This window comes from Bosea sp. PAMC 26642 (assembly GCF_001562255.1).
Lineage (GTDB): Bacteria > Pseudomonadota > Alphaproteobacteria > Rhizobiales > Beijerinckiaceae > Allobosea.
Genome location: NZ_CP014301.1, coordinates 3,710,100 through 3,730,719 on the forward strand (window position 1 = coordinate 3,710,100; position 20,620 = coordinate 3,730,719).

The following is a 20,620-nucleotide window of genomic DNA, read 5'->3' on the forward strand; positions in this document are numbered from 1 at the left end:
GAAGACGGCTCAGCGGACGAAATTACCGCCGAGCTCGTCGTCGATATGGACGCGTATGATCTCCTCGAAGCTCGATTCCGCCTTGAAGCCGAGGGACGGCGCGCGCTTCGCCTCGAAATTGCGCGCCCAGCCGGCCACGATCCCGTCGATCACCGGATCGGGCACGCGCTTGATGCGCGCCACCACCCCTTCGCCTGCGACCTTGCGCAAAGCCTCGATCTGCTCTGCGACCGTGCAGGAATAGCCCGGCATGGTCAGCGCCCGGCGCGGGCCGATGGCGCTCGTATCCATCGTCGCGGCATGGACGAGGAAGCCGACGGCCGAACGCGGCGAGGCGTGCCAATGGCGCACCTGGTCGGAGACCGGAAGCACGGCGTCGATGCCGTTCAGCGGCTCGCGGATGATGTTGGAGAAGAAGCCCGAAGCCGCCTTGTTGGGCGTGCCCGGCCTGACGCAGATCGTCGGCAGGCGGATGCCGACGCCGTCGAAGAAGCCCCGGCGGGTATAGTCGGATAGCAGCAGCTCACCGATCGCCTTCTGGGTGCCGTAGCTCGTCAACGGCGTGGTGAAGAACTCGTCTTCGATCTTCTCGTGGAAGGGCGCACCGAACACCGCGATCGACGAGGTGAAGATGACGCGCGGCTTGTAGCCGTCGCCGATCTTGCGGATCGCGTCGAAGAGATAGCGCGTACCGTCGAGATTGATCCGGTAGCCCAGATCGAAATTGGCCTCTGCCTCGCCCGAGACGATGGCGGCGAGATGGACGATGAGATCGGGCCGCGAGGCGACGAGCGCCTCGGCCTGGCCTTCGATCGAGACGTCCGAGACGACGGCGTCGAAGGTGAAGGGGCAGGCCGCCGGGGCATGCGCCGCGACGACGTCCTGCGCCGTGACCTTGTCGATCGTCTTGCCGCCGAGTTCGCCGCTATGGGCGAGACGCTCGATGAATTTGCGGCCGACCATGCCGGCGCCGCCGAGAACGAGAATATGCATCGGGTTTCCTCTGTCGCTTTTTTGCTGTTCAGTTCGGAAGGCGGCCGCCGAGATCGTCTTCGATATGGACACGGATGATCTCGTCGAAGTCGCATTCGGCGCGGAAGCCGAGCGCAAGCGCACGCTGCGCGTCGAAGCGCGTCGGCCAGCCGGCGACGATGTCGCTCACCGCCTTGTCGGGCGCGCGGCGGATCAGCTTCACCGCACTCTCGCCCGCGACCCGACGCAACGCTTCGATCTGCTCGCCGACCGTGACGCAGACGCCGGGCATGGACAGATTGACGCGCGGCCCCAGAGCCTCGCGCGTCAATCCCGCGGCATGGATCAGGAAGCCGACCGCGGCGCGCGGGCTGGCATGGGTGAAGATGGTGTCGTCGGAAACCGGCAACGTCGCCTCCAGGCCTTGCAACGGCTCGCGAATGATACCCGAGAAGAACCCGCCTGCCGAAGCATTTGGCTTGCCTGGCCGCACCACGATCGACGGGAAGCGGATACCGACGCCGTCGATGATCCCGCGGCGCGAATAATCGGCCAGGAGCAGTTCGCCGATGGCCTTCTGCGTGCCGTAGCTGGTCAGCGGCGTGACGTGGAATTCGTCATGGATCGCTGGCGGAAACGGCGCGCCGAACACGCCGCTCGACGTCGTGAAGACAAGCTTGGGCGCATAGTCGGCACCGCCCTCGTGGCGGATCGCCTCGAGCAGGTTGCGGGTCCCGTCGAGATTGACGCGATAGCCCTTGTCGAAATCGCGCTCCGCCTCGCCGGAGATGATCGCTGCGAGGTGGAAGATCACGTCGGGGCGTGAAGCGACGAGCGTCTCGGCAACGCCGGGGGCCGAAAAATCCTCCCCGCGGCTCTCGATCTCACCGGAGAAACCCGCCGGCTTCCCGGGCGCGACGATATCGGTGAGGACAAGCTTCGAGATGACACTGCCGGCGACCGTCCCCTCTCGCGCGAGCCGTGCGGCCAGCCTGCTGCCGACCATGCCCGCGGCGCCTGTGACCAGGACTTCCATGCGATGCTCCTCCGGGCTTGTTTGCAGCGCCGCGCTTATGCGCGCGGTCGTATCAGGCGAAGCGCGGCGTACCCGCGCTTCGCCTTCCTGGACTCAAAGCGCAAAACCGCCATCGGCGAGATGGATCTGACCCGTCGTGTAGCTCGACTCGTCGGAGGCCAGATAGACCGCGAGCCAGGCGATCTCTTCCGCGGTGCCGAGCCGGCCCATGGGCTGGCGGTCGATGAAGGCCTGACGGGCGGCCTCATTCGAGGTCTTGGACAGGGTCGCGAGATCCTTGATGCGCTGGTCGAGCGAGGGCGACTGGATCGTGCCCGGGCAGATCGCGTTGGCGCGCACGCCCTTCTTGATGAAATCGGCGGCGACCGCCTTGGTCAGCCCGATCACGGCCGCCTTCGAGGCGCCGTAGACATAACGGTTGGGGATGCCGCGCACCGAGCCAGCGCCCGATGCGATATTGACGATCGAGCCGCCGCCCTTGGCGAGCATGGCCGGAAGGAAGGCCTTGATCGTGCGGTGCATCGACTTGACGTTGAGGTCGAAGGAGAAATCCCAGGCCTTGTCGTCGCATTCCAGCACCGTACCGTGATGGACGAAGCCCGCCGCGTTGACGAGGATGTCGATGGCGCCGATCTTCTCCGCGAAGCTGTCGACCGCCTTGTTTGAAAGCACGTCGAGCTTGCGCTTCTTGGCCTTCGGGATGCCCTCGAGAAGCGCCACGTCCTTGTCGGTCGCATAGACCGTCGCGCCTTCGGCGACGAAGGCTTCCGCGATCGCCCGGCCGATGCCCTGTCCTGCTGCGGTGACGACCGCAACCTTGCCCTTCAAACGTCCTGCCATGGTGCTCGTCCCTGTTCAGCCGGTTTTTTCGAGTGTTTTGCGCATGTGAGCCAGCCGCCGGTCGGCCAACTCCTGATGATGGGTGATCGTGTAGCCGAGCCGCTCGTACCAGCCGATGCGCTGGGTCAGCTTCGCGCTGGTGTAGAGAAGGACGGCGTCATAGCCCAGTTCGGCCGCGCGCGTCTCGGCGAAGGCCATGACGGCGCTGCCGAGCCTGCGGCCGGCCGATTCCGGCGCCACCGCGATGCTCCAGACTGTGAAGCTCTCGGGCTCGATATCCAGGACCAGCGCTGCATCGAGCCGCCCGTCGCTCTCCGCCAGCCAGACCTCATGCTCGGCGACGACCTGCGCATAATCGGCGATGCGCGGCAGCGACGGCACGCCGATGATGCTCTCATTGGGCGTATAGGCCGCGTTCTTCAGCGACAGGATCTCCGGGATATCCGCCATCGAGGCGCGCCGCAGCGGCACAGCGCCCGCCATGGCGAGAGGATGGTTGAAGGCGCCGAGCGCGCGCTTCTGACGTCCCTGCGCATCGAAATTATCGGGCGCGAGCCAGCGCTGGAAGCCCTGCGCCCGCACCGGCCATTCGCTGTCGAGGATCGAGAACCAGGCGGTGTCGCGGTTTTTGCCCTTGACCACCATGTGCTGGCGAAACAGCCCCTCATACTGGAAGCCGAAGCGCAGAGCCGCGCGCTTGGAGGGTTCGTTGAGGTTGTTGCACTTCCACTCGAAGCGCCGATAGCCGAGTGAGAAACCGTATTCGCCGCACAGATAGATCGCCTCGGTGGCGACGCGCGTCTTCTGCAAGACGGGCGAATAGGTGATGTAACCGACCTCGAACACGCCCTGCTCGGGCCTGATCTCCATCAGCCAGAGATGGCCCTTGGCCTTGCCGTCGGCCTTGTCGAGGATCGCGAAAGGCACGATGCCGGCCTTGGCCGCCATAATCTCCAGCAGATCGCGATAGGCCTCCTTGGACTGCGGCGGCTCGGCCGGCATCCATTCCCAGATCTCGTCATGGCCCTGGTTCACCGCCCAGATATCGTCGAGATGGCGCGCCGGGTCGACCGGCTCCAGCCGGCAATAGCGCCCCTCCAGCACCTTGGCCGGCGGAAACGGCGGGGCCTTCCAGTCGAGCAACGTCGTCATGGCCAGATTCTCATGGCTTTGTTCTCACGGCTTGGTCATCTCCCGCCAGCCGGCCAGGTCGGTCGTGACCGTCCAGTCCGGGCCCAGTTCGTCCGCGATCGCATGGGCCAGCGCGGCGCCTTCCGCTTCCCATGCCAGTTGCTCGACCGCATCGGGAAAGCGGGAGCGGGCCTCGTTGTCCTCTTCATAGATCGCGTCGAAGGCGTCCATCCAGGCTTCCAGCCGGTCGGCAAGCGTCTCCGAGAGCCCGATATCCTCGGCATCGACGGCCTTGCGCCTACCCTTGGCGTCGAGCGTCCAGAGCCCGCTCAGGCCGAGCCAGGCCGGTGCGATCAGCAGCGTCCCGCTCACGAGCGTGCCTTGAGGTCGTCGGTGAAGAACGGGTTCAGCGGCGCCGAGCCGCCGTTGCCGGCAAAGCCCTTGAAGCTGCCCTCATCCTTGATCAGCCGCGTCGCCTCGATGAAGGCCGCCCAAGCGGCGCGCGCGAGCGCTGCGCCGATCGAGATGCGACGGGCGCCGAGCCCAGCAATGTCAGCCACGCTCAGGCCGAGATCGCCGTAAACGAGCTGGTTCACAGGCTTGCCGCCAGCCGCCGTCACGATGGTGGCGATCTGCTCGGGCGTCTTGGGGCCAGGTGCATAAAGCACATCGGCGCCCGCCTCGGCATAGGCTGCAATCCGCCGTGCCGACTCATTCAATGCGTCGGGATGGTTCGTCAGGAAACACTCCGCCCGCGCCGTCAGCATCACGCCCGACCCGGTCTCGTCGATCGCCTTGCGCGCTGCCCTGATGCGCTCGACCGCAAGCTCGAACGGGTAGAGCGGATCTTCCGCGCGCCCCGTCGCATCCTCGATGGAAAGTCCGGCGACGCCGGTCGCGATGCAGAGCTTTACATTGGCGCCGACACCGTCGGGCGTATCGGCATAGCCGTTCTCGAAATCCGCGTTGACGGGCAAATCCGGCACTGCCTTCACCAACTCCGCGAGATGGGCCAGCATCATGTCGCGCGGCACGTCCTGGTCAGCGCGGCCTTGCGTGAAGGCAAAGCCCGCGCTGGTCGAGGCCAGAGCCTGAAAACCCTGCCCCCGCAGCCAGCGCGCCGAGCCGATATCCCACGGGTTCGGCATGACGAAGCAACCCGTCTCATGCAACTTGCGGAAGGCTTCCACCTGAGGGGAATACGTCATCTTAAATCGTTTCGAATGAAGCGGTTAAGGGCGGCGCCATACTGTCCGCCTCCTGCCGCTTTGTCAGCCCCGAAGGCGCGCGCAGCGGGATCGGCGCCAATGCGCGGGTGGAATGGCAACCACTCACCACACCCGCGCCGTCATCCCGGACGCAGCGAAGCGGAGATCCGGAATCCATCGGAGGGCACCGTCGAGCTCTATGATGGATCCCGGGTCAAGCCCGGGATGACGGGCGCGGTTGAGACATCAGTCAGCCCCTAGTGATTGTCGCGTGGAATGCCGAACTTCTTGTGGATCTTCTGATACTTGACCGCCGGCTTCAGCACCATGCCCTCGGACAATTCGCCGACGATCTTGCGCTGGATTTCCTGCCAGGGCGTCTGGCTCCTGGGGTATTTGTAGCCGCCGGCAGCCTTCAGCGCCGCGCGCCGCTCTTCCAGCTCCGCGTCCGGGATCAGCATGTCGGCGCTGCGCTTGTTGAGATCGATGCGCACCTTGTCGCCGGTCTTGAGCAGCGCCAGCCCGCCGCCCGTCGCGGCTTCAGGCGAAGCGTTCAGGATCGAGGGCGAGCCCGAGGTACCCGATTGCCGCCCGTCGCCGATGCAGGCGAGCGCAGTGACGCCCTTCTTGATCAGGTAATCCGGCGGCCGCATGTTCACGACCTCGGCAGCGCCCGGATACCCGACCGGGCCGACGCCGCGGATGAACAGGATCGAGTGCTCGTCGATGGCGAGCGCCGGGTCGTCGATGCGATGGTGATAATCCTCCGGACCGTCGAAGACGATCGCCTTGCCCTCGAAGGCATTCTTGTCCTTGGGGTTCTCGAGATAGCGCTTCCGGAATTCCGGTGTGATCACGCTGGTCTTCATGATCGCGGAATCGAACAGGTTGCCGCGCAGGTTGAGGAAGCCGGACTGCGCCTTCATCGGCTCGTCATAGGCCTTGATGACCTTGCGGTCCTCGGCGAATAGCCCCTCGCAGTTTTCCGCCAGCGTCCGGCCATTGGCGGTGATCGCCGGCTTGATCTTGCCCTTGGCGACGAGTTCCGCGACCACGGCGGGCACACCGCCGGCGCGATAATAGTCCTCGCCGAGATACTCGCCGGCCGGCTGCAGATTGACCAAGAGCGGGATGTCATAGCCCACCGCCGTCCAGTCCTCGTTGTCCAGCGGCACGCCGATATGCTTGGCGATGGCGTTGACCGAGATCGGCGCATTGGTCGAGCCGCCGATCGCCGAGTTGACCACGATCGCGTTCTCGAAGGCTTCGCGCGTCATGATCTTCGACGGGATCAGGTTCTCCCAGACCATGTCGACGATGCGCAGGCCCGTCAGATAGGCCATCTCGTAGCGGTCGCGATAAGGCGCCGGGATTGCCGCAGCGCCCGGCAGCGTCATGCCCAGCGCCTCGGCGATCGAGTTCATCGTCGTCGCCGTGCCCATCGTGTTGCAGTGACCTGCGGATGGCGCCGAGGACGCCACCAGATCGACGAATCCGCGATAGTCGATCTCGCCGGCCGCCATCATCTGGCGCGCCTTCCAGACGATCGTGCCCGAGCCGGTGCGCTCGCCGCGGAAATTGCCGTTCAGCATCGGCCCGCCCGGCAGCGCGATCGCCGGGATGTCGACGGTGGCCGCCGCCATCAGCTGGGCCGGCGTGGTCTTGTCGCAGCCGGTCGTCAGCACGACGCCGTCGAGCGGATAGCCGTAGAGGATCTCGACGAGCGAGAGATATTGCAGGTTGCGGTCAAGCGAAGCGGTTGGGCGCTTGCAGGTTTCCTGGATCGGATGGATCGGGAATTCGAAGGGCACGCCGCCGCGCTCGCGGATGCCGTCGCGGACGCGATGGGCCAACTCGATATGGTGGCGGTTGCAGGGAGCGATGTCGGAGCCGGTCTGGGCGATGCCGATGATCGGCCGGCCCGACTGCAGTTCGTCGCGCGACAGGCCGAAATTCATCGTGCGCTCGATATAGAGCGCGGTCATGTCGGCATTGGCGGGATTGTCGAACCAGGCCTTCGAGCGCAGCTGCTCCGGCTTGATCCGGCGCGGCGCCTTCTTCCGGGTGATCGCCACCGGCCGGTCCTGGCGCGGCACATTGCTTTCCGGGGCTTTCGCCATCGTCCTGTTTCCTCTCGCAGTCAGCGGCTCTGAGGGGCCGCCTTGGTCTCTTTTAAACCGATTTGAGATCGCCAACTTTGCCGATCGTCGTCAGGCCGGCAAGGGGCTTCTCGCAGATAGTCATACTATTAAAACGCATGGCAACGAGACACGGGTCGCGTCGGATGACCCGAACCCGACTCTTGCATCGGAGCGGGCTTTGCGGCCAAGACAGCGGCAGCGCCGGAAACAGGCGCGTCGCGACCGCTTCGTCCACGAAAACGCCTCAGGGAAACGCCGCCATGACGCTCCATGTCGTCCCGTCCTTCGCCCGCATCGGCGAGGAAAATGCCTTCGCCGTACTGGCGCGCGCCACCGAACTGCAGCGTCAGGGCAAGGACGTCATCAATCTCGGCATCGGCCAGCCCGATTTCCCGACGCCCGACCATATCGTCGAGGCGGCGGTGAAGGCCCTGCGCGACGGCCATCACGGCTATACCCCGGCCAACGGCATCCTGCCGCTGCGCGAGGCGGTCTCCGCCGATTTGCACAAGCGCTTCGATGTCGAGATTTCGCCCGAAAGCGTCATGATCGTGCCCGGCGGCAAGGTCACCATGTTCATGGCGATCCTGATGTTCGGCGAGCCCGGCGCCGAGATCCTCTATCCCGATCCCGGCTTCCCGATCTACCGCTCCATGATCGAATACACCGGAGCGACGCCCGTTCCGGTTCCGATCCGCGAGGAGAATGGCTTCGCCTTCTCGGCGGAGGAGACGCTGGCCCTGATCACCCCGAAGACGCGGCTGCTGGTCATCAACTCGCCGGCGAACCCGACCGGCGGCGTCACGCCCAAGGCCGAGGTCGACAAACTTATCGAAGGCCTGGCGAAGTTCCCCGACGTCGCGATCATGTCCGACGAGATCTACGACCAGATGCTCTATGATGGCGAGCAGCATGTCTGCCTGCTCTCCTACCCGGAGATTCGCGATCGGCTGATCCTGCTCAACGGTTGGTCCAAGACCTACGCCATGACCGGCTGGCGGCTCGGCTATTCGGTCTGGCCCAAGGCCCTCTACGAGAACGCCCGCAAGCTCGCGGTAAACTCGCATTCCTGCGTCAACGCGCCGGCGCAATGGGCGGGCTTAGCCGCGCTCACCGGCCCGCAGGACGCCGTCGCGATGATGCTGGCCGAGTTCGATCGGCGCCGGAAGGCCGTGGTCGAGGGGCTGAACGCCCTGCCCGGCATCTCCTGCATCGTGCCCAAGGGCGCGTTCTACGCCTTCCCGAACGTCTCGCAGACCGGCTGGCAGGCCAAGAAACTGGCTTCGGCCCTGCTCGAGGATGCTGGCGTCGCGACGATCGGCGGGCCGGATTTCGGCGTCCATGGCGAGGGCTATATCAGGCTCTCCTATGCGAACTCTCTTGAGAACATCGAGCGCGCGCTGGAGCGCATGGGCACATTTTTGGCGAGCGCGAAAGCAGCATGAACTTCAGCAATGTGAGTTATCTCTACCTGACGGCGGCGATCATCAGCGAGGTCATCGGCACATCCGCATTGAAGGCGTCGAACGAGTTCACCCGGCTCGTCCCGACGTTGATCATGCTGACGGCCTTCCTCAGCGCCTTCTACTTCCTGACTCTGACCTTGCGGACGATTCCCGTCGGGGTCGCCTATGCGATCTGGTCGGGCGTCGGCATCGTCCTGATCAGCGTGGTTTCGCGGGTGCTGTTTGGCCAAAAGCTCGACCCGCCTGCGTTGATCGGCATGGGAATGATCGTCGCCGGCGTGCTCGTGATCAACCTGTTCTCACGGTCGAGCCCGCACTAAGAACTGGCTCGGAACGACTGCGTCATCCCGGACAAGCCGCGCAGGCGGCGCCGAGCCGGGATCCATGCCGGAACGCTGCGCCCGGAATCAGGCGCATTGCAGGAAAGCTGGAGCAGACCAAACGAAACAGGCCCCGGATCGCTCCGGGGCCTGTATTGCTTGATTACGCCAGGCAGGGCTCGCCCGGTGCCTCGGCCACATCCCCGGTGAGTTCGGGCGCATGAGCCCAGCCGCTCGCGCCCCAGCTTTTGAGCGCGGCCCAGGTCGAGCGGTCGAGCCGGTACTGCTCGCAGGGGAACAGCCCGCCGCGCGCCGGCAGCGACTTCAGGAACGAGCCCTCGGCCCGGAAGCCGGACTTCTCCAGCACGCGCCGCGAGGCCGGGTTGATGACCCGCGTATCGGCGTCGATCGCGGGCACGTCGACGAGCGAGAACAGCGTGTCGATCAGCGCCTGCACGGCTTCGGTCGCATAGCCCTTGCCCCAATGCGGGGTGCCGAGCCAGTAGCCGATGAAGGGAATGCCCGTCGCCTGCTTGTGCGCGCCGATCATGCCGATCAGTTCGTTCGGCCGGGAGCGCGGCGTGATCGTCAGCACAAGGTGCTCGCCCAGCGCATTGCCCTTGCGCATGGCGAAAATGAAAGGCTCGACCGCATCCACCGGATAGGGATGCGGGATCGAGGCCGTCATTTCCGCCACCGGCTTCTCGCCGGCCAGCCGCAGGATTGCCGAAGCATCGGCCATCCTGGTCCAGCGCAGCCACAGGCGCCGGGTCTCGAGCCGGAAGACATCGTCTCTTGTCAGTTCAGGGAACATCTTGGTCTCTCCGTCGGCGCAAACGAGAAAGGGGAGTTGGGTCTGGTCCCATCTCCCCCGGTTTGCTGACCTTCGGGAAACCCTTGTCGGGTTTTGATCCCTTCTCGATCGTCCGGTTCGATGGAACCGGCGGATCGAGGAGAAATTCCCTATCCGCCGTTTATTCTGCGGCCTGTTGGGCCGGGACTACGTTTACGAAAGCTCGGCCGAGTTTCGTGATGAATCGGACGCGGCCGTCCGTCAGCGCGAAAAGCGTGTGATCTTTGCCCATGCCGACATTCGCGCCGGGATGCCACTTGGTCCCACGCTGGCGGATGATGATGTTGCCGGTAATCACGGCCTGGTCGCCGAACTTCTTCACGCCGAGACGACGCCCTGCGGAGTCGCGACCGTTGCGGGACGAGCCGCCTGCTTTTTTGTGAGCCATAACGCCCTACCTCGAAAACTCTTGCATCTGCGTAACCCGAATCGGCGGCGAAAGCCAGCCGACCCGGGGATGAAACTGCTTTAATGGCTGACAGGAGGTGTCAGTAATCCTCGCCCGACGCCAGTTCGGCCTGGTCGGCCTTCGCCCGCGGGGGCTTGCCGGCCAGAAGCTCCTTGGCCTGCTCGACCCACTCCTCGCGGGTGGCACGGCCGCGCAGCTTCAGTTCCTCGTCCCACTTGGCGACGTCCTCGTCGCTCCAGGCGGCGATGTCGTTCCAGGAGGTGATGCCGGCAGCGCGCAGCTTCTTCTCGATGGTCGGGCCGACGCCCGAGATCAGCGAGAGGTTCGAAGCATCGAGCGCGTCGGCCTTGTCCGCATCGGCCTTGGCGGCCTTCGGAGCAGCCTTGCCCTTGGTTTCCGTCGAGGCGGCCGTGAGCGCGACCGACGAGGCATCGCCCTTCTTCATCTCCGGCTTCTTGCCGCCGGTGAGGATGTCGGTGATGCGCACGATTGTCAGCTCGGCACGGAAGCCGCGCTTGCGCTTGGAATTCTGGCGACGGCGCTTCTTGAAGGCGATAACCTTCTCGCCGCGAGCCTGCTTGACGATCTCGCCGGCAACGGTGATGTCGCCGAGGAAGGGCGCGCCGACGGTCGACTTCTCGCCATCGGTCAGCATCAGCACCTCGCCGAAGGCGACGGTGTCGCCAGGCTCTCCAACGAGCTTGGCGATGGTGATTTCATCGTTCGCGGCGACGCGAAACTGCTTGCCGCCGGTTTTGATGACTGCGAACATCCTTGTTCTCCATGTTCAGCCCCGCCCTGTCGTTGCGCCGCAAGGGCACACGCGGGACGGCTTTTTGGCAGTCGGTTGCGTGGTTTGGTTGCTCTTTCCGGCGGCGGCCGCAAACGCGGAACCGGAACGCCAAAAGAGATCGGGCGCGGGTTTCCCCACGCCGGATGCGCCTCGATAGTCGCAAGGCGGCGCGAGGTCAAGCGAAACAGAGGCGCCCGACACGGCTCCCGGCATTGACCGGCAGCGCGCCTCTGACGCCGATCGCCCGAAGGCGACCTGTGAACGATGCTGCGGCAGCCCGGACGGCATGCCGTTCGCTGACACGGTAACGCCTGAACACAAAATTCAGGTTCTCTGTTTGGACGCCCGTCGTGGAACCGAGTCGGGCGTTACCCCGTTGCTTCCCGGCACAGGGAGAACAGTCATGCGTATCGATCCCAGGGACCGCCTCATCAGGGCGCTTGCCGCGCAGCTCGGAGCCGAACGCGAGACCCGCGCGGCGCTCGCGAACGTCATCACCAATGGACAGCTCGACCGCGACGTCCTGCTTGCTTTGTTGCAGGATCCGATCCCCGCTCTGTCGCAGGAGGATCTGAACCGCGCCGACGCTCTTGCATCCGTCGCCCACTTCAATCAGGCGAGGGCCGCCTGATGGCGCCCCGCCCCGCATGGAAGGGCTATCTCAAGCTCTCGCTGGTCTCCTGCGCCGTCGAACTGACCGGCACGACAGACCACAGCGAGAAGGTCTCGTTCCGCGTCATCAACCGCAAGACCGGCAACACGGTCCGGCGCCAATACATCGACAGTGTCTCGGGCAAGCCCGTCGATGACGACGACGAGGTCAAGGGCTACGAGATCGGCGACGACGAATACCTCCTCGTCGAGGAGGACGAGATCGAGAAAGTCCAGATTGAGTCCTCGCATACGCTGTCGATCGAGCATTTCGTCGATCGGGCCGACATCCCGCAGATCTATTTCGATACGCCCTACTATGTAACGCCCTCCGACGACGTCTCGGAGGAAGCCTTCGCAGTGATCCGCGAGGCGATGGCGCGGCAGAAGAAGGCCGGCATCGCCCGCATCGTGCTCTACCGGCGCGAACGCCCCGTCATGATCGAGCCCTTCGAGTCGGGATTGCTGCTTACGACCCTGCGTTACGACAAGACTGTGCGAAAGCCTGACGAGATTTTCGAGGGGCTGCGCAAGGTCAAGCTCGACACCGAATTGATCGATCTCGCTACCCACATCATCGACAAGAAGCAGGCCGCCTTCGATCCAAGCGGCTTCGAGGACCGCTACGAGACCGCCCTGCTCGATCTGATCGAGGCCAAGCGTAAGGGTCGCAAGCCGCCGGTCGTGCAGGCGGCCGAACGGCCCGCAAATATCGTCAACCTGTTCGATGCGCTGAAGAAGAGCCTGGCCGAAGACGGCGGCGGCAAGCCCGCCACGAAGGCGAAGGCCACAATGGCCAAGGAGACGACGGCCAAGGAAACGGCGGCCAAGGAAACGGCGGCCAAGACCGCAACGAAGCGAACCACCGGCCCGCGCAAGCGCGCCTAACCTCAGGGATAGTCGATGGCGACGCTCGATCTCTATCGCGCCAAGCGGGACTTCTCACGGACGAAGGAACCCAAGGGCGGCAAGGGCCGCAAGACGGCTGCCGAGGCGGGCGGCGTTTTCATCATTCATAAGCACGCCGCGCGCCGCCTGCATTACGACCTCAGGCTGGAGCATGACGGCGTGCTCTGGTCCTGGGCCGTGACGCGCGGCCCAAGCCTCGACCCCGACGAAAAGCGTCTTGCCGTCCATGTCGAGGATCACCCGCTGGAATACGGCGCCTTCGAAGGCACGATCCCCGAGGGCGAGTATGGCGCGGGCTCCGTAATCATCTGGGACGAGGGTCGCTGGGTGCCGGAGGGCGACCCCGCCTTCGGCCTCGAAAAGGGCCATCTCTCCTTCATCCTTCAGGGCCACAAGCTTGCCGGCCAATGGCACCTCGTCCGGCTCAAGCCACGTCGCGGCGAGAAGCGCGACAACTGGCTGCTGATCAAGGTCGACGACGCCGCAGCCCGCAGCGACGAGGACATCCTCGAAACCGCCCCCGACTCGGTCAAATCCGGTTCGAGCGTCGAGGCCGTCGGACGCGGCGAGGCCCCCGATGCCAAGGTCTGGGCGAAGACGAAGCGCCCAGGCCAAAAGCGACCGGCTCTCGACCCCGCTCCGCCCGTCAAGGCCGCGAACTCCAGGAAGGCCAGCCATAAAGCCCCCGAAGGCGAGCTTTTGCCGAGCTTCGTCCCGCCCTGCCTCGCGACGCTTCAGGAGAAGGCGCCTGCGGGCGAAGCCTGGCTGCACGAGGTCAAGTTCGACGGCTATCGAATGCAGGCCCGTGTCTCTGACGGCAAGACCCGCCTGCTGACGCGCAGCGGGCTCGACTGGACAGATCGTTTCGGCGCCACCCTCGAACAGGCCCTGTCCCGCCTGCCATGCGATAGCGCGATAATCGACGGAGAGGTCGTGGCGCTCGGCGAAAACAGCGTTTCGTCCTTTTCGGCGCTGCAGGATGCCCTCTCCGAAGCCCGCACCGAATACCTCGTCTACTTCGCCTTCGATCTGCTTCATCTCGACGGCGAGGATCTTCGCGGCGAGCCTCTGCTCGCACGCAAGGAACGGCTTGAGGCGCTGCTGAGCGCTATTCCGGCCAAAGCCCCCCTGCGCTACAGCGAACATTTTCGCGAGCCCGGTCAGACCATGCTGCGCCATGCCTGCCGTATGGGGCTGGAAGGCGTCATCTCCAAGCGCGCCGATGCGCCCTATCGCAGCGGCCGCGGCCGCGACTGGGTCAAGTCGAAATGCAGCCAGCGGCAGGAGTTCGTCATTGCCGGCTACGTCCCCTCGAAAGGCTCGGGCCGCGAACTTGGTTCAATCCTCGCCGCTTACCATGAGGACGGCATCCTGCGACCCGCCGGCCGCGTCGGCACCGGCTTCACCCGCAAATCCGCGGCTGTGCTCAAGGGCAAGCTCGACGCGCTGAAAACGGTGAGCTCTTCCTTCGAGGGCGCTGCCGGCCGGGAAAAGGGCATCGTCTGGGTCGAGCCGGAACTCGTGGCCGAGGTCGAGTTCGGCGCCTGGACCGCCTCGAAGACCTTGCGCCACGCCTCCTTCATCGGCCTGAGAGAGGATAAGCCGGCAGATGAGGTTGTTCCGGAAACACCGGCCGAGCCTGTAGGCGAAACTCCCGAGCCGAAAAAGCCCGCTGTGAAACCACGCCGGACATTGCACGCCGAGACGACGGTGGTCCTGTCCAACCCCGATAAACCGCTCTGGCCCGATATCGGCCTCAGCAAGCAGGACCTGCTCGACTACTACGCCACCGTCTGGCCGCTGATGCAGCCCTTCGTCGTCGACCGGCCGCTGAGCCTGCTGCGTGCGCCCAACGGCATCGAGGGCCACAGCTTCTTCCAGAAGCATGGCTCGCCGGGGATGCACAAGGCAATCTCCACCCGAAAAGACCGTGACGGCGAGGATCTGCTCTTCATCCGTGATTTCGACGGTCTTGCCGCGCTGGTCCAGCTCGGAACGGTGGAAGTCCATGTCTGGGGCGCGACGATGGACGCCATTGAGACGCCCGACCAGATCATCTTCGATCTCGATCCCGACACCGGCGTCTCGGTCGAGGCAGTGCGCGACGCAGCCCGCAGCATCCGCGAGCGCCTGCGCGAACTCGGCTTCGAGAGCTTGCTCAAGCTGTCGGGCGGTAAGGGTTTTCACGTTGTCGTGCCCTTGAAGCCCAAAGCCGACTGGGCCCGGGTCAAAGGTTTCGCCAACACCTTCGCCAAGGCGATGGAGCAGGCCGAGCCGAAGCGTTACACTGCGACCCTGTCGAAAAAAGCGCGGCGCGGCCGCATCTTCATCGACTATCTCCGCAATGGCCGCGGGGCGACCGCGATCGCGCCCTACTCGACCCGCGCCCGCAAGGGTGGCGCCGTCTCGATGCCGCTGCCCTGGAGCGATCTCGACGAGGCGGTCCCCGACGCATTCAAGGCGCAGGATCTCCTCAAAGCAGGCGCGCCCGAGCCTGTCTGGAACGATTTCTTCGCGATGGCAAAGGCACTCACGGGCGCAGGCTAGATGTGGATCCGAGAATCGGATTGCGATGCGCGGAAAAGCCGATACCGCCAAACGCGTGATCTGCGACGGCATCCCAGGCAAGCTCTGCGCCCCCGCTCGCGCATCGTCCGGAGCGTAGCCTTCATCTCGCCTTCATGTTCGGGATAGGAAGTCTGGCTGAGCCTCAGGGCGTGTTCCGAGTCAGCAGCCACGAGGTGCCAGATGCGTTCGCTATCTCTTGTGGGCCTGTGTGTCCTCGTCTGCGGCGGCTCCGCACAGGCGGCCGCGGAATGTCTGAGCGACCAGGGCGTGCGGGAGTCGATCTCGGGCCGGTTATCGGTCGTCCGAACCCACGACGAGGCAGGCCAGGTCGAGCGGCCCTATATCCTGACCTTGCAGAAGCCGGTCTGCCTGTCGACGCTGGACGCCGATAGCATCGAGGCCGCCACGACCATCCAGGTCTACGCGACCGACGACGAGCTCCTGCAACGTCTGAAACAGTCGGTCGGAAAGAGCCTGCAGCTTCGCGGGCGGTTCTTTGCCGCCGACACGGCGTATCATCACGCTCCGATCGTCATGGAGGTCATCGAGATCCCGCCGGGGCCGAAGCCTCGGCGATGGTAGTGACAATTTCGAGCCGCATGTCGTGATCGGACAGGAACCGTCGAAATCCGGCCTATCGAATTGATGAATCCTTCAGGGTTGGCACCTATGCGCTGGTTGTCACGACAACCGATCGAAAAGGGGTGCGATTTGGGCAAGCGGATGCATCCGCGCCAGCGCGTGGTCGAGGCCGGCAATATCCGGACTCAGAGCGGGCGAAGCTATGCTTGTACCGTACGCGACGTCTCGGCATCCGGAGCGCGCCTGCGCATTCCGCTCGACTTCAAGCCGCCGGCGGAATTGCGCTTGAACGTGCCTGCCCTGCGTCTCGACCGGACGGCGCGCGTGGTCTGGCACCACGACAATTTGATCGGCGTACATTTCGCAGACGAGTGATGCGGCCAGGCCGCGCCTCATCGCGCTATCGATCGAGTATGGTTGCCTGTCAGGTTTGCTTCGGCGCCCGCGAAGGCGAGCAGAGATAGACCTGCCCCTCGGTTCCCGGCCCCTTCCATTTGATGTCGGCCACAGGGGTGAGCACATGCGTCCCGCCGAGCTCCGCGCCGCGGATCTTCAGCCTCGCCAGCGCCGCGTCGCGCGCCTTGTCGAGCAGCAGCACCTGGCCGACCGTCGAACTACCGTCGATATCGCCGAGCTTCTTGCAGTCCTCGACCACGATCTTGCTGTCGGTCAGCACCACGACATTGGATTTCGACGTCGGAATGGCGCAGGCGGCCAAAGCGCACAACGGAATCAGCAGGAACGGTCGCAGCATAAGACGTGTCCTCGAACGGCGGCGCAAACCGCGCCGTGACGCATGATCGGCCGCAATGCCGCGATTTCAAGCCCCCCGCGCGGTCACGCCTGTTCGACGGGAGCGCGCGTGTCGCGCCTTGCGGTCGGCCCGCCCAGATGCAGCACAGCATCCAGCAGTTCGCGTGCATAGGCCGTCTGCGGCGCGCTGAACAGCCGGGCACTCTCCCCCTGCTCGACGATACGGCCGTTCTGCAGCACCACCGTGCGCTCGCACATCATCCGCACGACGTTGAGATCATGGCTGACGAAGAGCAGCGCCAGATCGTCCTCGCGGCGCAGGCGGTCGAGCAGTTGCAGGATCACCGCCTGCACCGAGACGTCGAGCGCCGCCGTCGGCTCGTCGAGGATCAGCAGGCGCGGCCGGCAGGCGATGGCGCGCGCAATGCCGACGCGAGCCTTCTGCCCGCCCGACAGCTGATGTGGAAAGCGCTCCAGCAGGTCGCTCGGCAGCCCGGCGCGCTGCGCACATTCGCGCACACGGCCCGTCAGTGCAGCGCCATCCTTCATGCCGAGCAACCGCCGCAGCGGATGGGCGATGCAGTCGAACGCGTTGAAACGCGGATTGAGGCTGTCGGTCGGGTCCTGGAAGACGATCTGGATATCCTTGCGGAATTCGGACCGGTGGAAGTCGCGCGCCGGCAGCGAGCCGATGGCGCGCCCGTCGAACAGGATCTCGCCCTCGCTGGCATCGATCAGCCGGCAGACCATGCGCGAAATCGTGCTCTTCCCCGAGCCGGATTCGCCGACAAGGCCAAGGCTCTCGCCGGCCCTGATCGAGAACGACACGTCATCGACCGCAACGACCCCGCCATCATAGCGCTTCACGAGCTTCTGGACTTCGAGCAGCAGCGGCGTGCCGGGTGGGCGCTGTCTTTTGTCGCCTCCCCAGCCCTCATCCTGAGGAGAAGCCGCAGGCTTCGTCTCGAAGGATGCTCCAGAGCGCGCTGGAGCATCCTTCGAGACGGCCGCTAAGCCGGCCTCCTCAGGATGAGGGCTATGGGATGGCGCCAGATCAGCGATCGTCGAGGTCGCAGTCGGCGAGGCCGCGACGAGGCGCTTCGTGTAGGGGTGCTGCGGCGCGCTGAACAGGTCGAGGGGCTGAGCCTCCTCGACCACCCTGCCCTGTTCCATCACCACCACGCGCTGGCAGTAGCGCGAGGCTAGACCGAGATCATGCGTGATCAGGATCATCGCCATGCCACGCTCGGCGGTGAGTCGTGCGACGAGGTCCATCACCGTCTTCTGCGTGGTGACGTCGAGCCCGGTGGTCGGCTCGTCTGCGATCAGCAGCGCCGGCTCGCAGGCGATCGCCATCGCGATCATGACGCGCTGGCACATCCCGCCCGACAGCTCGTGCGGATAGGCGTCGAGCCGCTTCTCGGGATCGCGGATCAGCACGGCCTTGAGGAGATCGAGCGCACGCGCCCGGCCCTCGCCCGCCGAGATGCGCTCATGGGCCATGATCGCATCGGCGATCTGCCGGCCGACGCTGCGGATCGGATTCAGCGCGCCGCGCGGGTTCTGGAAGATCATCGAGACGGCGGCGCCATGCAGGGAGCGCAGCTGCTTCGACGAGGCCTTCGTGATGTCCTGGCCCTTGAAGCGGATGCTGCCCCGGTCGATCCGGCCCGACGCATCGAGCAGCCGCGTCACCACGAAGGCCGTCACCGACTTGCCCGAGCCGCTTTCGCCGACGATGCCGAGTGTCTCGCCCGTCGCGACGTTCAGCGACACGCCCCGCACGGCCTCGACCAGCCCGCGCCGCGTCGAGAACGAAACATGCAGATCGTCGATCGCGAGCAGGGGCTCGCCCGGAACGGCCGCCATCGCGCTCACGTCCGCATGCGCGGGTCGAGGATGTCGCGCAATCCGTCGCCGAGCAGGTTGAAGCACAGCACCGTCAGCATCAGCGCCAGCCCCGGAAAGGCGACCAGCCACCATTTCCCCGTCGAGATGAAGCGGGCGCCCTCGGCGACCATGATGCCCCATTCCGGCGTCGGCGCCGAGACTCCGAGCCCGATGAAGGAGAGGCCCGCTGCATTCAGGATCGCCCAGCCGAGATTGAGCGAGACCTGCACCGCCATCGCCGGCAGCACGTTCGGCAGGAGGAAGCGCAGCACCACCGAGACATGGCTGTCGCCGCAAGCGCGAGCGGCTTCCACCCAGCCGGCATTGCGCCGGACATTCACCTCGGCCCGCGCGAAGCGGATATAGAACGGCAGGTTGATGATCGCGGTGGCGATGACGATGTTCTCAACCCGGTTGCCCAGCGCCGCCACCATCGCCATCGCCAGCACGAACAGCGGAAACGCCATCAGCACATCGATGAAGCGCCCGACATAGCGGTCGAGCCGGCCGCCGTTGTAACCGCAGAGCGCACCGATCACCGCGCCCACGACGAAGGACAGCGTCACGGCCGACGCGGCGATCGCGAGATCGAGCCGCGCCGCGACGACGAGCCGGCTGAACACGTCGCGGCCGAGCTGGTCGGTGCCCGCCCAATAGGTCGCGCTCGGCGGCCGCAGCGCATTGGGCACATCCGAGGCGATCGGATCGAACGGCACGATCGAGGGGCCGATGATCGCGAGCAGGCACAGGATGAACGCCCCTGCCGCGGCAACAGCCGTGACCGGGTTTCCGCGCAGTATCCAGACGGTGTGGCGCAGCGTGGCGGAGCTCATGAGCACCCCCCCTTGTCATTCCGGGGCGAGCCGCCGGCTCGAACCCGGAACCCACGGCTGGGTGAGCGGTCGCAACCCCGATGATTCACCCGGTCGTGGGTTCCGGGTTCATCGCTTCGCGATGCCCCGGAATGACAGGCGTGGGAACAGGCGCTCATTCCACCGACACCCTGGGATCAGCGATGCCGTAGAGCACGTCCACGGTCAGGTTCACGATCACGAAGATCGAGGCCATCAGCAGCACGAAGCCCTGCACCGGCGCATAATCCGACGCCAGCAGCGCATCGAGCGCATAGGAGGCGACGCCCGGCCAGGAGAACACCTTCTCGACCAGCACATTCGCACCCAGCATGGTCGAAAACACGATGCCTGCGATGGTCAGCACCGGCAGGATCGCGTTGCGCAGCGCATAGGTCACGATGACCTTTCGCGGCGGCAGGCCGAGCGAGCGCGCGGTGCGCACGAAATCGCTGCCGAGCGAGGCCAGCATCGCAGCCCGCGTGATCCGCGCCAGCGGCGCGACCACGAACAGCGCCATGGTGAAGGCCGGCAGCACGAGCTGCGAGGCCGCCGCCCGCCAGCCTTCCCAGTCGCGGGCCAGCGCGAAATCGATCATGAGGAAGCCCGTCACCAAGGGAGGCTGCGAGGTGAAGATGTCCACCCGCCCCGTCGGGTCCGGCGCAATGCCCAGCAGGTAGTAGAAGGCGTAGATCAGCAGCAGCCCGGAGACGAAGGTCGGCACGCAGACGCCGAGCGCGCAGATGAAGCGCACCAGATGGTCGATCCCCGACCCCTGCCGCAGCGCCGCAGCCACGCCGAGCGGGATCGCCGTGACGAGCGCGATCAGCAGCGCCGAAAAGGTCAGCTCCAGCGAAGCCGGTAGCCGCGATTTCAGATCGGCCAATACCGGCTGCCCGGTCGTCAGCGAACGCCCGAGATTGCCCGAGCCGATATCGCCGAGATAGCGCACGAGTTGCTCCGGCACGGGCTTGTCGAGGCCCATCTGCTTGCGGATCATCTCGATTTCCTCCTTGCCGGCGCTCGGCCCCGACGCGAAGAAAACTGCCGGATCGCCCGGCAGCACCCGCATCAGCAGGAAGGTGAAGACGAGCACCCCAAACAGCGCCGGAAGCGACGACGCGAAGCGCCAGCCCGCGCGTTTGGCGGTGATGGAGAGTTGGGACATGTCAGCGGCCGTCGTATCGACCCACCGCCGTCATTCCGGGCGCAGCGAAGCGGAGACCCGGAATCCATCGCAAGGCACC

21 protein-coding genes are annotated in these 20,620 nt (G+C 65.4%); 7 read left to right on the forward strand and 14 right to left on the reverse strand.

Going from position 1 to position 20,620, the window contains the following annotated elements; all coding sequences use genetic code 11:
• Positions 1-9 precede the first annotated feature (9 nt).
• From denD (AXW83_RS17825) to AXW83_RS17855, 7 genes are all read right to left on the reverse strand, one after another.
• A complete protein-coding gene (gene denD, locus AXW83_RS17825) occupies positions 10-993 on the reverse strand; it encodes a D-erythronate dehydrogenase (protein WP_066615593.1) in 984 nt (327 codons plus the stop codon).
• A 28-nt stretch (positions 994-1,021) separates the two neighbouring features.
• Positions 1,022-2,008: a D-erythronate dehydrogenase gene (gene denD, locus AXW83_RS17830; RefSeq protein ID WP_066615595.1), complete on the reverse strand. Its 987-nt coding sequence runs from the start codon at positions 2,006-2,008 to the stop codon at positions 1,022-1,024.
• Positions 2,009-2,101: 93 nt separating this feature from the next.
• Entirely contained in the window at positions 2,102-2,848 is a 747-nt protein-coding gene (locus tag AXW83_RS17835) for an SDR family oxidoreductase (RefSeq protein ID WP_066615597.1), read from the reverse strand.
• 15 nt (positions 2,849-2,863) lie between these two features.
• Positions 2,864-4,000 carry a GNAT family N-acetyltransferase gene (locus AXW83_RS26660; protein ID WP_082767215.1) on the reverse strand — a complete coding sequence of 379 codons (1,137 nt, stop codon included), beginning with the start codon at positions 3,998-4,000 and terminating at the stop codon, positions 2,864-2,866.
• 24 nt (positions 4,001-4,024) lie between these two features.
• Entirely contained in the window at positions 4,025-4,351 is a 327-nt protein-coding gene (locus tag AXW83_RS17845) for a hypothetical protein (protein WP_066615598.1), read from the reverse strand.
• Positions 4,348-5,187 carry an isocitrate lyase/PEP mutase family protein gene (locus tag AXW83_RS17850; RefSeq protein ID WP_066615603.1) on the reverse strand — a complete coding sequence of 280 codons (840 nt, stop codon included), beginning with the start codon at positions 5,185-5,187 and terminating at the stop codon, positions 4,348-4,350. The genes AXW83_RS17845 and AXW83_RS17850 overlap by 4 nt, the downstream gene beginning before the upstream one ends.
• A 257-nt stretch (positions 5,188-5,444) precedes the next feature.
• Positions 5,445-7,307, reverse strand: a complete 1,863-nt coding sequence (locus AXW83_RS17855; RefSeq protein WP_082767216.1) for an IlvD/Edd family dehydratase — start codon at positions 7,305-7,307, stop codon at positions 5,445-5,447.
• A gap of 281 nt (positions 7,308-7,588) precedes the next feature.
• Between AXW83_RS17855 and AXW83_RS17860 the strand changes: the two genes are divergently transcribed.
• On the forward strand, positions 7,589-8,773 hold the full coding sequence (locus AXW83_RS17860) for a pyridoxal phosphate-dependent aminotransferase (RefSeq protein ID WP_066615604.1): 1,185 nt from the start codon (positions 7,589-7,591) through the stop codon (positions 8,771-8,773).
• Positions 8,770-9,114 (forward strand): DMT family transporter, encoded by a 345-nt coding sequence (locus AXW83_RS17865; protein ID WP_066615605.1) that lies wholly within the window; start codon positions 8,770-8,772, stop codon positions 9,112-9,114. Before AXW83_RS17860 ends, AXW83_RS17865 begins: the two co-directional genes overlap by 4 nt.
• 163 nt (positions 9,115-9,277) lie before the next feature.
• Here the strand turns inward: AXW83_RS17865 and AXW83_RS17870 are convergent, their stop codons facing one another.
• The 3 genes from AXW83_RS17870 to AXW83_RS17880 form a co-directional block, all read right to left on the reverse strand.
• Positions 9,278-9,928 carry a GNAT family N-acetyltransferase gene (locus tag AXW83_RS17870; protein ID WP_082767217.1) on the reverse strand — a complete coding sequence of 217 codons (651 nt, stop codon included), beginning with the start codon at positions 9,926-9,928 and terminating at the stop codon, positions 9,278-9,280.
• Positions 9,929-10,088: 160 nt separating this feature from the next.
• The gene (rpmA, locus tag AXW83_RS17875; RefSeq protein WP_066615606.1) at positions 10,089-10,355 is read right to left on the reverse strand and encodes a 50S ribosomal protein L27; all 267 of its coding nucleotides are present in this window, start codon (positions 10,353-10,355) and stop codon (positions 10,089-10,091) included.
• A gap of 100 nt (positions 10,356-10,455) precedes the next feature.
• Positions 10,456-11,148 (reverse strand): 50S ribosomal protein L21, encoded by a 693-nt coding sequence (locus tag AXW83_RS17880; RefSeq protein WP_066615608.1) that lies wholly within the window; start codon positions 11,146-11,148, stop codon positions 10,456-10,458.
• A gap of 424 nt (positions 11,149-11,572) precedes the next feature.
• On the opposite strand from AXW83_RS17880, the gene AXW83_RS17885 reads away from it, so the two are divergent.
• The 5 genes from AXW83_RS17885 (at position 11,573) to AXW83_RS17905 (ending at position 16,254) form a co-directional block, all read left to right on the forward strand.
• Positions 11,573-11,800: a hypothetical protein gene (locus AXW83_RS17885; protein ID WP_066615609.1), complete on the forward strand. Its 228-nt coding sequence runs from the start codon at positions 11,573-11,575 to the stop codon at positions 11,798-11,800.
• Complete coding sequence (gene ku / locus AXW83_RS17890; protein WP_066615614.1) at positions 11,800-12,708, forward strand: non-homologous end joining protein Ku; 909 nt, start codon at positions 11,800-11,802, stop codon at positions 12,706-12,708. The genes AXW83_RS17885 and ku overlap by 1 nt, the downstream gene beginning before the upstream one ends.
• Before the next feature lie 15 nt (positions 12,709-12,723).
• Positions 12,724-15,276 carry a DNA ligase D gene (gene ligD, locus AXW83_RS17895; RefSeq protein WP_066615616.1) on the forward strand — a complete coding sequence of 851 codons (2,553 nt, stop codon included), beginning with the start codon at positions 12,724-12,726 and terminating at the stop codon, positions 15,274-15,276.
• 201 nt (positions 15,277-15,477) lie between these two features.
• On the forward strand, positions 15,478-15,879 hold the full coding sequence (locus tag AXW83_RS17900; protein WP_066615617.1) for a DUF4431 domain-containing protein: 402 nt from the start codon (positions 15,478-15,480) through the stop codon (positions 15,877-15,879).
• Positions 15,880-16,020: 141 nt separating this feature from the next.
• A complete protein-coding gene (locus tag AXW83_RS17905) occupies positions 16,021-16,254 on the forward strand; it encodes a PilZ domain-containing protein (protein WP_168166116.1) in 234 nt (77 codons plus the stop codon).
• 49 nt (positions 16,255-16,303) lie between these two features.
• Here AXW83_RS17905 and AXW83_RS17910 read toward each other — a convergent pair whose 3' ends face one another.
• The 4 genes from AXW83_RS17910 to AXW83_RS17925 form a co-directional block, all read right to left on the reverse strand.
• Positions 16,304-16,633, reverse strand: a complete 330-nt coding sequence (locus AXW83_RS17910) for a hypothetical protein (protein WP_066615621.1) — start codon at positions 16,631-16,633, stop codon at positions 16,304-16,306.
• 83 nt (positions 16,634-16,716) lie between these two features.
• Positions 16,717-18,501, reverse strand: coding sequence for a nickel ABC transporter ATP-binding protein NikE (nikE, locus tag AXW83_RS17915; protein ID WP_066615623.1), 1,785 nt, complete (start codon positions 18,499-18,501; stop codon positions 16,717-16,719).
• Positions 18,502-18,506: 5 nt separating this feature from the next.
• Entirely contained in the window at positions 18,507-19,355 is an 849-nt protein-coding gene (locus AXW83_RS17920) for an ABC transporter permease (protein ID WP_066615625.1), read from the reverse strand.
• Positions 19,356-19,509: 154 nt separating this feature from the next.
• Positions 19,510-20,541, reverse strand: a complete 1,032-nt coding sequence (locus AXW83_RS17925) for an ABC transporter permease (protein ID WP_066615627.1) — start codon at positions 20,539-20,541, stop codon at positions 19,510-19,512.
• Between the last annotated feature and the right edge of the window lie 79 nt (positions 20,542-20,620).